Origin of the sequence: Sphingosinicella sp. (genome assembly GCF_052387495.1) — a bacterium.
In the GTDB taxonomy this organism is placed as follows: Bacteria; Pseudomonadota; Alphaproteobacteria; order Sphingomonadales; family Sphingomonadaceae; genus Allosphingosinicella.
The window spans coordinates 1-9,989 of the sequence record NZ_JBQTJC010000043.1; the positions used below are offsets into that span (position 1 = coordinate 1).

Here is a 9,989-nt window from a genome sequence, read left to right on the forward strand (position 1 = left end):
GGGAAGACGTGGCCCGGCGTGACGATATGCTCCGGGCCCTTTGCGGCGTCGATCGCGACCGAGATGGTGCGCGCCCGGTCGGCGGCGGAGATGCCGGTCGTCACCCCCTCCCTCGCTTCGATCGAGACGGTGAAGGCGGTCTCGTGGCGGGTGCCGTTCGAGCGGCTCATCGGCGCCAGGCCGAGCGCATCGACCCGCTCGCGGGTCAGCGCGAGGCAGATCAGGCCGCGGCCGTGCTTGGCCATGAAATTGATCGCGTCGGGCGTCGCCATCTGCGCGGGGATGACGAGGTCGCCCTCATTCTCGCGGTCCTCGTCGTCGACGAGGATGAACATGCGGCCGTTGCGCGCCTCGTCGATGTTCGCCACGGCGCGCGCCATCACGCCGCGGCTGCCACCGGCGAGGAAGCGCGCGAGCTTGCCGAGCGTCTCGGCGGTCGGGTTCCAGTCCGAATCGCCGAGCTTGCGCAGGGAGTTGGGATGGAGGCCGGCGGCGCGGGCGAGCCCGGCCCGGCTCATCTCGCCGCCGGTGACAAGCTCGCAGACGCGGTCGATCAGGAGAGTGCTCATATGTGCGGCGTATCACACTGTAATGTGATCTTGCAATACGGAATCACACCACAGCGGCGCGCTGCTCCATCATGCGGCCGAGATAGCGCGCCAATATGTCGATTTCGATGTTGACCCGGCGTCCCGCCGTCACATCGCCGAACGTCGTCTGGCCGGCCGTATGCGGGATCAGGTTGAGCGTGAAGCGGACGCCGCCGTCGGGCGCGTTCCCCACCTCGTTCAGGGTCAGCGAGACGCCGTCGAGCGCGATCGAGCCCTTCGACGCGACATAAGGCGCGACCTCCGCCCCGGCGAGAATCGCGATCCGGGTCGAATCGCCGATCGCGTCGACCGCGACGATCTCGCCGATCCCGTCGACATGGCCGGTGACGATATGGCCGCCCAACTCGTCGCCCACCTTGAGCGCGCGTTCGAGATTGAGCCGCGATCCCTCCACCCAGAGCCCGGGCGCGGTGCGGCTCTGCGTTTCCGCCGAGACGTCGACGGCGAACCAGTCCTCGCCTTTGTCCACCACGGTCAGGCAGACCCCCGAGCAGGCGATCGACGCGCCGAGATCGACCGTCGCCATGTCGTAGCCGCAGCCGATGCGAAGGCGCAGGTCGCCGCGCGCCTCGACGGCCTCGATTCGGCCGATATCGGTGACGATTCCAGTGAACATCAGCGGGTGCGCTCGTAGACTTCGAGCCGGTCGCTGCCAAGCGCGCGCGTGTCGGCAAGGCGCCAGCGGCCGTGCGCGTCCGCCAGACCGGCGAGGCCGATATCGCCGACCGCGGCCTTGCCGTCGCCGATCAGGATCGGGGCGCGATAGACGAGCAGCCGGTCGACCAGGTCTGCGGCAAGGAAGGAAGCCGCCGCGCCGGCGCCGCCTTCGACGAGCAGGTCGTTGACGTCGCCGAGACTGAAAATCTCTTCCGGAGATGCAAGTTTGGCCCAGCCTTCGGGTGCCTCGCCCCGGGTGAGCAGCGCGCGGCGCGGCGAGCGGTCCTCGAGCCCGGGCAGGCGCACGTCGAGTTGCGGTGCGTCCGCCTCGTTCGTGCCCCGCCCGACCAGGATCATGTCGGCCCGCGCCCGTTCGAGATGGGCGTGGGCGCGGGCATCCTCGCCGGTGATCCATTGCGATTCGCCCGACGCGAGCGCGATCCGCCCGTCGATCGACAAGGCGAGCTTCAGGGTGACGAACGGCCGCCCACGGCGGACGCGGCTGAAGAAGCCGGCCATGCTGGCTTCCGCCGCCTCGCGCCCGAACCCCGTCTCCACCGCGATACCCACCGCGCGGAGCCGCTCGGCCCCGGCACCATTGGTGCGCGGATCGGGATCGTCCGCCGCGATCACGACCCGCGCCGGCTTGGCGGCGGCGAGCAGGTCCGCGCAGGCCGGCCCGCGCCCACTCTCATGCGCGCAGGGCTCGAGCGAGACATAGACGGTCGCGCCTTCCGCCGCCGCGCCCGCCTGCGCCAGCGCCACCGCCTCGGCATGGGGGCGCCCGCCCGGCTGGGTCCAGCCGCGACCGACGACCTCGCCGTCCTTGACGATGATGCAGCCGACATGGGGGTTGGGCGCGGTCCGGCCGCGGCCGCGCTCGCCGAGCGCGATCGCCGCGTCCATCCAGCCTTGGTCGCTCAAATGCCCAGCCGGTTGAGCTGGTCGTCCAGCCGCTGGAATTCCTGCCGGCGCGCGCGCTCGCGGGCCTCGCGCTCGGCCTGGTCGGTCCTCTGCTTGGCCTTGATCTCCTCGTCGGTCCGGGTGACCGGCCAGGAGTTGACGTAATAGATGGTCTGGACCGGCCGGACGTTGTGTCCGCTGTCGATATAGAATGCGGCGACGATGCCGATCGGGATCAGCACGGCGAGCACCGCCGCGAGCCACTGGTGGCGCGGACGGTTCGCCCAGAAGGCCTTCATGTCCTGCCAGAGGAAGCGGGGCGAAGCGGGGCGGGGCAGCGGCATAGGGCCTAAGATAATGCCCCCGCGCCGCCGCCGCCAGCCCCGCCGCCAACACGTCGGTTGTCGCGGGTTACGCGTCCTCGATCCGGAAGTGCAAAGTCAGCACCTTGCTGCTCTCCACCGGTCGGCCGTCGAGCGTCGCCGGGCGGAAGCGCCAGCGGGTCAGCGCCTGCCGCTCCGCCGCCGCCCAGAAGGCGTCGCTGGTCGCCGAGACCCGCTCCACCGCACGCACTCGCCCGTCCGTGCCGATGGTCACGCGGATGCGCACCGTGCCGCCGCGCTGCGCCCGCTGCTCCGCGGCCGGATAAGGCGGCCGGAGCATCGCCGCATAGCGCGGGTCGAGCTCCGCCTCGCGGCGCACGGGGACGTGCGCGGGCGGATCGGGCACGACCGTGCCGCCTCCGCCGCCGATCGGCGGGCCGATCGGGCCGACCGGCTCACGCTGCACCTCCCTGATTCGATTCTCGGGTCGCGGCGGCAGGTCGGGAATTTGCGGCGTGACCACCGTCATCCGCTGCTCCGGCACCTGAATTGGCTCGGGGGGCACTTCCGGCGGAACGTCCGGCAGCGGGATGAAGGTCACCTTGGTTCGCGGGAACAGATGCTTGCTGATCTCCGGCCCCTTCACCAGCGCGACCGCGCCGAGCACGCCGGCATGCAATGCGACGACCAAAGCGAGGCTGGCGGGGCTTGCCCGCTTCTGCTCGAAAAAGCCTCCTTGCGACATGGCTCCTCTCCTTTCGCAAACGACTCAGGCGGCGCCATGTTACACTATATCGTGATGATATACTATCCCTGAAATCAGCGGCGAGCATCCGCCCGCCATTGCGCAACCAAAAGCTCAACCTGAAGCTGCGGCGCTGAGCCGGACGATCGCCTCGTCCCGCCCGATCAGCGGCAGCAGCACCGCCATCTCGGGCCCGCTCTCCCGCCCGGTCAGCGCGAGGCGCAACGGCCGGAACAAGGTCTTGCCGGAACGGCCCGTGCTCTCCTTCAGCCTCGCCGTCAGCGCCGCCCAGGGCGCCTCGGCCCAGTCGATCGCCTCGGCCGCATCGGCGGCGGCGGCGAGGAAATCGCGATCCTCCGCCGGCGCCGCCCGCTCGACGTGGCCGTGGAGAATCTCCCACCAGTCGCCCGCCTCGGCCACCGTCTTGAGGTTCGGCCGCAGCGCGGCCCAGTCGTCCGCACCCATGCCGGGCGGCAGCCGGTCGCGGACCCGATCGTATTCGAGCTGGTGGACGATGCGCGCGTTGAGCGCGGCGAGCTCGTCCAGATCGAACCGCGCCGGCGCGCGCCCGAAGGTAGCGAAGTCGAAGCTCTCGATCAGCGGACCAGCGCTCGCGAACGGCTCGACCGGCAGGCTGGTCCCGATCCGCGCCAGCTTGGCGACCAGCGCCTGCGGCTCGATCCCCGCCTCGCGCAGCGCCTCCACCCCGAGCGAGCCCAGCCGCTTCGACAATTTCCCTTCCGAGCCGACCAGCAGAGCCTCGTGCGCGAAGGCGGGCGGGGCGGCGCCCAGCGCCTCGAACATCTGCAGCTGCAGCCCGGTATTGGTGACATGGTCCTCGCCGCGCACAACGTGGGTCACGCCCATCTCGATATCGTCGACTGTGCTCGGCAGCATGTAGAGCCAGGAGCCGTCCTCGCGGCGGATCACGGGATCGCTGAGCAGGCTCGGATCAAGATGCTGATGACCCCGGATCAGATCGTCCCATTCGATCTTCGCGGCGTGATCGAGCTTGAAGCGCCAATGCGGTCGTCGTCCCTCCGCCTCCAGCTTCGCCTTGTCCGCCTCGCTCAGCGCGAGCCCCGCGCGGTCGTACACCGGGGGCTTTCCGCGCCCCAGCAGCACCTTGCGCTTGAGCTCGAGCTCCTGCGCCGTCTCATAGGCCGGATAGGCGCGGCCCGCCTCGACCAGCCGGGCCAGCGCCGAATCGTAGCGATCGAACCGCGCCGACTGGCGATATTCCTCGTCGGAAACGAGGCCGAGCCAGGCGAGGTCGGCGCGGATCGCGCCCGCATGCTCCTCGCGGCTCCGCTCCCGGTCGGTGTCGTCGAGCCGGAGCAGGAAGCGTCCGTCATGCTTCTTCGCCCACAGCCAATTGTGCAGCGCGGCGCGGATGTTGCCGACATGGAGCCTTCCCGTCGGCGCGGGGGCGAAGCGGGTGACGACGCTCATCGCCCGCGGCTCTATTCGCCGCCGCCGCGCCGGGCAACGCCCTTGCCTTCGCGGCCTCGCCCCTTAAAGGGAGCGCCATGAAGCTGATGTCGGGCAATTCCAATCCGCCGCTCGTCCAGGCGATCGCCCAATATCTCGAGCTCCCGATCACCAAGGCGAGCGTGCGGCGCTTCGCCGACGAGGAGATTTTCGTCGAGATCAACGAGAATGTTCGCGGCGAGGACGTCTTCATCGTCCAGTCGACCTCCTATCCCGCCAACGACAATCTGATGGAATTGCTGATCTGCATCGACGCGCTCAGGCGCGCCTCGGCCAAGCGGATCACCGCCGTCCTCCCTTATTTCGGCTATGCCCGGCAGGACCGCAAACCAGGTCCGCGCACGCCGATCTCGGCCAAGCTGGTCGCCAATCTGATCACCGTCGCCGGCGCCAACCGGGTGCTTTCCATCGATCTTCACGCCGGTCAGATCCAGGGCTTCTTCGATATCCCGACCGACAATCTCTACGGCGCGCCGGTCATGTCGGCGGACATCCAGGCGCGCTTTTCCGGCAAGCCGATCACCGTGGTCTCGCCCGACGTCGGCGGCGTCGTCCGTGCCCGCGCGCTCGCCAAAAGGCTCGACAACGCCCCGCTCGCCATCGTCGACAAGCGCCGCGAGCGGGCCGGCGAATCCGAGGTGATGAACATCATCGGCGACGTCGAAGGACGCTTCTGCATCCTGATCGACGACATCGTCGATTCGGCCGGCACCTTGTGCAACGCCGCGGCGGCGCTGAAGGAGGGCGGGGCCGAGGACGTCATCGCTTATTGCACCCATGGCGTGCTTTCCGGCGGGGCCGTGGCGCGGGTCGACAAATCGGTGCTGAGCGAGCTCGTCGTCACCGATTCGATCGCCGCCTACGAAGCCGCCGACGCCTGCGCCAAGATCCGCCTCCTCACCATCGCGCCCCTGCTCGCCGAAGCGATGAAGCGGATCGCGGAGGAGGCCTCCGTCTCCAGCCTGTTCGACTGACGTGGCGGACGCGCGGCCCAACATCATCCAGGTCACGCCCTTCCTTGGCGTTCGCGATCTGAAGGCCTCGCTCGATTTCTATACCGGCATCCTTGAATTCGGTGCCTACGCCGTGGGCGGCGGCTATGCCTATCTCGAGCGCGAGCGCGCGGCGATCCGCCTGCTCGAAGTTGGCGCGGACGAGGTGCCCACGATCCACCTGCTGAGCTGCTACTTCGACGTTCATGACGTCGAGGCCGAATTTGCCCGTCTGGCCGAGCGGCTGGCGACGCTGCCGGCCGATCGCTGGCGCGGCCCCGTCGACCAGAAATACGGCCAGCGCGAGCTGACCGTCCGCGATCCGGACGGCCACCTCGTCATCTTCGGCCAGGGCATCGGCCCAAATGCGGACCAATGGGACTATCGCTTTCAGGCGGGATCGGCCCAGGGATCGTAGCTCCCGAAGCTCCAGACATAGCCTTCGGGATCGCGCGCCGAATAGACGCGGCCGCCGTAATCCTGGTCCTCCGGCTCGGAGATGATCTCGGCGCCCGCCGCCCGGGCCCGGGCGGCGTGGCCATCGACATCGTCGATGACGACATAGGGCGCCTGCGTGTTGCCGCCGGCCTGCGACACGGTCTTCAGCCCTGCCTTCCGCGCCCAATCCGAATCGGTCACGCTGGCGAGCATGATCATGTTGCCCCGGTCGGTGAGCTGGGCGTGATGGATGAGCGACGGGTCCTTATCATCGGAATGAACGACGTGGCGGGCGAAGCCAAAGGAGTCACAAAGGAAGTCGATCGCAGCGGGCGCGTTTTGGTAGCGCAGACACGGGATGATGGCGGGCTTGACGGTCATGTTCGCTCCTCCTGAAGCCGATGTCCCGCTTTGCTAGCCGCTTTTCCGTCGCCCGCCTTGTAGGATTGGCACCTCAATCGTGGCGCACGCCGCCCTCACCGGGGATGAGGCGCGCGCGGAGCTCGCCGGGGGTCATGCCGGAAAAGTCGTGCACCTCGCGAGTGAGATGTGCCTGGTCGACATAGCCGGATTCGGCGGCGAGGCCGGCGAGGCTGTCGCCGGGTGCCCTGGCGATCGCCGCCGTGAAGCGCTCGAAGCGGGCTAGGCGGCGGTAGCGGTCTGGCGAGAAGCCGGTGGCGGCGCGGAAGCGGCGGACGAAATGCTTGCGGCTCCAGCCGATCTCGCTGGCGAGCGCGCTGGTGATCGGTCCGGACGCGGCGGCGAGCCGGCCCATCGCCCAGGCGACGGCGCGATCTTCCTCATCAGCCTCGGCGAAGCGCGATACGAGGAAGCGGTCGAGCCGGGCGAAGCGGCCCTCGGCATGATCGGCCTCGCACAGCGCGCCGCCGAGATCGTCGGCCGGACTTCCGATCAGGTCGCGCAAAGGCACGACGCAATTGGCGAGCTCGGCAAGTGGCACGCCGCAGACGGCGGCGAGGCTGGCGAGTGGCATGAAGACGTGGATGCCGGCCTGCGGTCCCAGCGCGCGCGACAGTGAGGTGGCATCGGCGATGCCGCCAGCGAAGGCCTCGCCCGCCCGCACCGTCACCATCCCGCCGTCGGCGCCGGTGATCTCGAGCGGCGCCCCCAGCGCATAGATCAGCACACCCTCGGTCGCCGCCAGTTCGCGCCGCGCGGCGAAGCTCGCCGTCTCCTCCCAATAGTCGCTGTAATGGCCGATCCGGCCGCGGAGCGCCGGGGCCGGAAGCGCCTCGGCGATGGCCCAGCGGTCGACGCCGTCGTCATGGACGCGAACCCGGCTGGGGCGGCGAGTCTCCATGGCTCGGCTTTAGGCCAGGTGTCTTGCTTTTTCGAGGCCCGCCCCATATAGGCGCAACGCTTTCCAGCCTCTGGAAGAACGAACTGCCCGGCCGACAAGGGCTGCCGTGGCCGTTCTCAAACGTCGCGCAAGCGCCAAAGGAGACAAAATGCCCAAGCTCAAGACCAAGAGCGGTGTGAAGAAGCGCTTCAAGCTCACCGCCACCGGAAAGATCAAGCACGGCGTGGCCGGCAAGCGCCACCGCCTGATCAGCCACAATGGCAAGTACATCCGCCAGAACCGCGGCACCGACGTGCTCGCCGACGCCGATACGGCGCGGGTGAAGCTCTGGGCGCCCTACGGCCTGAAATAAGGAGGTACTGACAGATGGCACGCATCAAGCGCGGGACCACCACCAAGGCCCGTCACAAAAGGATCCTGGAGCAGGCGAAGGGCTATTACGGCCGCCGCAAGAACACGATCCGCATCGCCCGTCAAGCGGTCGAGAAGGCCGGCCAATACGCCTATCGCGACCGCAAGGTGAAGAAGCGGTCTTTCCGCGCGCTCTGGATCCAGCGGATCAACGCCGCGGTGCGCATGGAAGGCCTCACCTACGGCCAGTTCATGCACGGCCTGAAGCTCGCCGGCGTCGATCTGGACCGCAAGGTCCTCGCCGACATCGCGATGCACGAAGGCGACGCCTTCAAGGCGATCGTCGCCCAGGCGAAAGGCGCGCTGCCCGCCGCCTGACGCTTCGGCGCAGCGACTTTTCCGAAAGGGCGCGGGGAGCGATTCCCGCGCCCTTTCCCTTGGCTCAGTCGAGCCGTTCGTAAGCCGGCAGGGTGAGGAACTCGGCGCAGTCGTCGGCGAGGACCAGCTTCTCGAACAGGCGGCGCGCCTCGGCGAGGCGGTCGGTGGCGGGTAGGGGCGCCATTTCTTCCTCGACCAGCGCTTCGAAGAGGTCGCGGGTGAAGGTCCGACCGTCGTCGAGCGCCGCACCGAACTTCAGCCACTGCCAGAGCTGGGTGCGGCAGATCTCGGCGGTCGCCGCGTCCTCCATCAGATTGTAGAGCGGGACCGCGCCGCGCCCGCCGAGCCAGGCGGCGATGTACTGAATGCCGACGCGGATATTCTCGCGCACGCCCGCTTCGGTGCGCGGACCCTCGTGCAGGTTGAGCATCTGGTTGCGCATCACGCCGCTGTCGATGCGGCGGTCGAGCTGGTTGGGGCGGTCGAACACTTCGAGCGCGACGGGGACCAGCGCCGGGTGGGCGACCCAGGTGCCGTCATGGCCGTTCGCCGCCTCGCGCCGCTTGTCGGCGCGGACCTTGGCGAAGGCGGCGTCGTTCGCCGCTTCGTCGCCCTTGACCGGAATCTGCGCGGCCATCCCGCCCATCGCGAAGGCGCCGCGGCGGTGGCAGGTTTCGATCAGCTTCAGCGAGTAAGCGGCGAGGAAGGCCCTATCCATCGTCATCGCCGAGCGGTCGGGCGTCAGCCGCTCGGAGTTGCGGCCCAAGCGCTTGATATAAGAGAAGATATAGTCCCAGCGGCCGCAATTGAGGCCGACGATATTCTCGCGCAGCGCGTAGAGAATCTCGTCCATCTCGAAGGCGGCTGTGATCGTCTCGATCAGCACGGTCGCCTTGATCGTGCCGCGCGGCAGGCCGAGCCGCTCTTCGGCGAAGCCGAAAACGTCGCTCCACAGCGCCGCCTCGCGGTGATTTTCGAGCTTGGGCAGGTAGAAATAGGGGCCGGAGCCCGCCGCGAGCGCGGCTTTCGCGTTGTGCCAGAGATAGAGGCCGAAATCGAACAGGCCGCCGGCGACCGGCGCGCCCTCGACCTCGAAATGGCGCTCGTCGAGATGCCAGCCGCGCGGGCGGACGAGCAGGACGGCGAGCGCGTCGCCCAGGGCATAATGCTTGCCGCTCGCCGGATCGTCGTAGCTGAGCGTACCTTGCCAATAGTCCCGGAGATTCGCCTGGCCCTCGACCAGATTGCCCCAGGTCGGCGCCGTCGCGTCCTCGAAATCGGCCATGAAGCATTGCGCCCCGGAATTGAGCGCGTTGATGACCATCTTCCGGTCGGTCGGCCCGGTGATCTCGACCCGCCGGTCCATCAGGTCGGCGGGGATCGGCGCGACCTGCCACTCGCTCTCGCGAATGTAAGCGGTTTCGGGCAGGAAATCGGGCAGTTCGCCCGCATCGAACGCCCGCTGCCGCTCCAGCCGGGCGGCGAGCAGCGCCCTGCGCCGCGCGTCGAAGCGACGGTGGAGCGCGGCGACGAAAGCGAGCGCGTCTTCGGTGAGGACGTCGGCGGCGCGGGGCACGTCCGGGCCCTTAAGCGCCGCCGGACGCTCGGCCAAGTCCAGCGCCGTCACTGCATGGCCTCGGCCGCGATCGAGTAACGGGTGGTGGCCGAGGCGGTGCGCGGGCAATAGGTCAGCCGCACCCATTCGTTGCGGGCCTTGTGCTCGTCCTCGAACGGGCCGACCATTTTCTCGGTGCCGGGGATCAGGGCGCGGAACTCCGC

General features: G+C 68.8%; 14 protein-coding genes. 4 read left to right on the forward strand and 10 right to left on the reverse strand.

Going from position 1 to position 9,989, the window contains the following annotated elements; genetic code table 11:
* The 6 genes from ACT4N8_RS02585 to gltX all read right to left on the reverse strand — a co-directional run.
* Positions 1–569, reverse strand: a 569-nt coding sequence (locus ACT4N8_RS02585; protein WP_444856575.1) for a 3,4-dihydroxy-2-butanone-4-phosphate synthase, incomplete at its 3' end; no start/stop codon positions are given.
* A gap of 43 nt (positions 570–612) precedes the next feature.
* The gene (locus ACT4N8_RS02590; RefSeq protein WP_444856576.1) at positions 613–1,227 is read right to left on the reverse strand and encodes a riboflavin synthase; all 615 of its coding nucleotides are present in this window, start codon (positions 1,225–1,227) and stop codon (positions 613–615) included.
* Positions 1,227–2,174, reverse strand: a complete 948-nt coding sequence (ribD, locus tag ACT4N8_RS02595; RefSeq protein WP_444856587.1) for a bifunctional diaminohydroxyphosphoribosylaminopyrimidine deaminase/5-amino-6-(5-phosphoribosylamino)uracil reductase RibD — start codon at positions 2,172–2,174, stop codon at positions 1,227–1,229. Before ribD ends, ACT4N8_RS02590 begins: the two co-directional genes overlap by 1 nt.
* Before the next feature lie 14 nt (positions 2,175–2,188).
* Positions 2,189–2,515 carry a hypothetical protein gene (locus ACT4N8_RS02600; RefSeq protein WP_444856577.1) on the reverse strand — a complete coding sequence of 109 codons (327 nt, stop codon included), beginning with the start codon at positions 2,513–2,515 and terminating at the stop codon, positions 2,189–2,191.
* 67 nt (positions 2,516–2,582) lie between these two features.
* Entirely contained in the window at positions 2,583–3,239 is a 657-nt protein-coding gene (locus tag ACT4N8_RS02605; RefSeq protein WP_444856578.1) for an energy transducer TonB, read from the reverse strand.
* Between the two features lie 114 nt (positions 3,240–3,353).
* Positions 3,354–4,691: a glutamate--tRNA ligase gene (gltX, locus tag ACT4N8_RS02610; RefSeq protein ID WP_444856579.1), complete on the reverse strand. Its 1,338-nt coding sequence runs from the start codon at positions 4,689–4,691 to the stop codon at positions 3,354–3,356.
* A gap of 77 nt (positions 4,692–4,768) precedes the next feature.
* Between gltX and ACT4N8_RS02615 the strand changes: the two genes are divergently transcribed.
* Entirely contained in the window at positions 4,769–5,704 is a 936-nt protein-coding gene (locus tag ACT4N8_RS02615) for a ribose-phosphate pyrophosphokinase (RefSeq protein ID WP_444856580.1), read from the forward strand.
* 1 nt (position 5,705) lies between these two features.
* The gene (locus ACT4N8_RS02620) at positions 5,706–6,140 is read left to right on the forward strand and encodes a bleomycin resistance protein (RefSeq protein WP_444856581.1); all 435 of its coding nucleotides are present in this window, start codon (positions 5,706–5,708) and stop codon (positions 6,138–6,140) included.
* Here ACT4N8_RS02620 and ACT4N8_RS02625 read toward each other — a convergent pair.
* Positions 6,113–6,541, reverse strand: coding sequence for a VOC family protein (locus tag ACT4N8_RS02625; protein ID WP_444856582.1), 429 nt, complete (start codon positions 6,539–6,541; stop codon positions 6,113–6,115). The genes ACT4N8_RS02620 and ACT4N8_RS02625 overlap by 28 nt on opposite strands.
* 73 nt (positions 6,542–6,614) lie before the next feature.
* Entirely contained in the window at positions 6,615–7,481 is an 867-nt protein-coding gene (locus ACT4N8_RS02630) for a helix-turn-helix domain-containing protein (protein ID WP_444856583.1), read from the reverse strand.
* Positions 7,482–7,629: 148 nt separating this feature from the next.
* On the opposite strand from ACT4N8_RS02630, the gene rpmI reads away from it, so the two are divergent.
* Complete coding sequence (gene rpmI / locus ACT4N8_RS02635; RefSeq protein WP_444856584.1) at positions 7,630–7,833, forward strand: 50S ribosomal protein L35; 204 nt, start codon at positions 7,630–7,632, stop codon at positions 7,831–7,833.
* Positions 7,834–7,847: 14 nt separating this feature from the next.
* A complete protein-coding gene (gene rplT / locus ACT4N8_RS02640; protein WP_444856585.1) occupies positions 7,848–8,210 on the forward strand; it encodes a 50S ribosomal protein L20 in 363 nt (120 codons plus the stop codon).
* A gap of 64 nt (positions 8,211–8,274) precedes the next feature.
* Here the strand turns inward: rplT and aceB are convergent, their stop codons facing one another.
* Both aceB and ACT4N8_RS02650 read right to left on the reverse strand, forming a co-directional pair.
* On the reverse strand, positions 8,275–9,822 hold the full coding sequence (gene aceB / locus ACT4N8_RS02645) for a malate synthase A (protein WP_444856586.1): 1,548 nt from the start codon (positions 9,820–9,822) through the stop codon (positions 8,275–8,277).
* A gap of 11 nt (positions 9,823–9,833) precedes the next feature.
* The gene (locus tag ACT4N8_RS02650; RefSeq protein ID WP_444856588.1) at positions 9,834–9,974 is read right to left on the reverse strand and encodes a DUF4170 domain-containing protein; all 141 of its coding nucleotides are present in this window, start codon (positions 9,972–9,974) and stop codon (positions 9,834–9,836) included.
* Positions 9,975–9,989: the final 15 nt, after the last annotated feature.

Bases quoted from the DNA above. Each gene is read 5' to 3' on its own strand.
- ACT4N8_RS02590 (WP_444856576.1), bottom strand. From the start codon at position 1,227: ATGTTCACTGGAATCGTCACCGATATCGGCCGAATCGAGGCCGTCGAG.
- ribD (WP_444856587.1), bottom strand. From the start codon at position 2,174: ATGGACGCGGCGATCGCGCTCGGCGAGCGCGGCCGCGGCCGGACCGCG.
- ACT4N8_RS02600 (WP_444856577.1), bottom strand. From the start codon at position 2,515: ATGCCGCTGCCCCGCCCCGCTTCGCCCCGCTTCCTCTGGCAGGACATG.
- ACT4N8_RS02605 (WP_444856578.1), bottom strand. From the start codon at position 3,239: ATGTCGCAAGGAGGCTTTTTCGAGCAGAAGCGGGCAAGCCCCGCCAGC.
- gltX (WP_444856579.1), bottom strand. From the start codon at position 4,691: ATGAGCGTCGTCACCCGCTTCGCCCCCGCGCCGACGGGAAGGCTCCAT.
- ACT4N8_RS02615 (WP_444856580.1), top strand. From the start codon at position 4,769: ATGAAGCTGATGTCGGGCAATTCCAATCCGCCGCTCGTCCAGGCGATC.
- ACT4N8_RS02625 (WP_444856582.1), bottom strand. From the start codon at position 6,541: ATGACCGTCAAGCCCGCCATCATCCCGTGTCTGCGCTACCAAAACGCG.
- ACT4N8_RS02630 (WP_444856583.1), bottom strand. From the start codon at position 7,481: ATGGAGACTCGCCGCCCCAGCCGGGTTCGCGTCCATGACGACGGCGTC.
- rpmI (WP_444856584.1), top strand. From the start codon at position 7,630: ATGCCCAAGCTCAAGACCAAGAGCGGTGTGAAGAAGCGCTTCAAGCTC.
- rplT (WP_444856585.1), top strand. From the start codon at position 7,848: ATGGCACGCATCAAGCGCGGGACCACCACCAAGGCCCGTCACAAAAGG.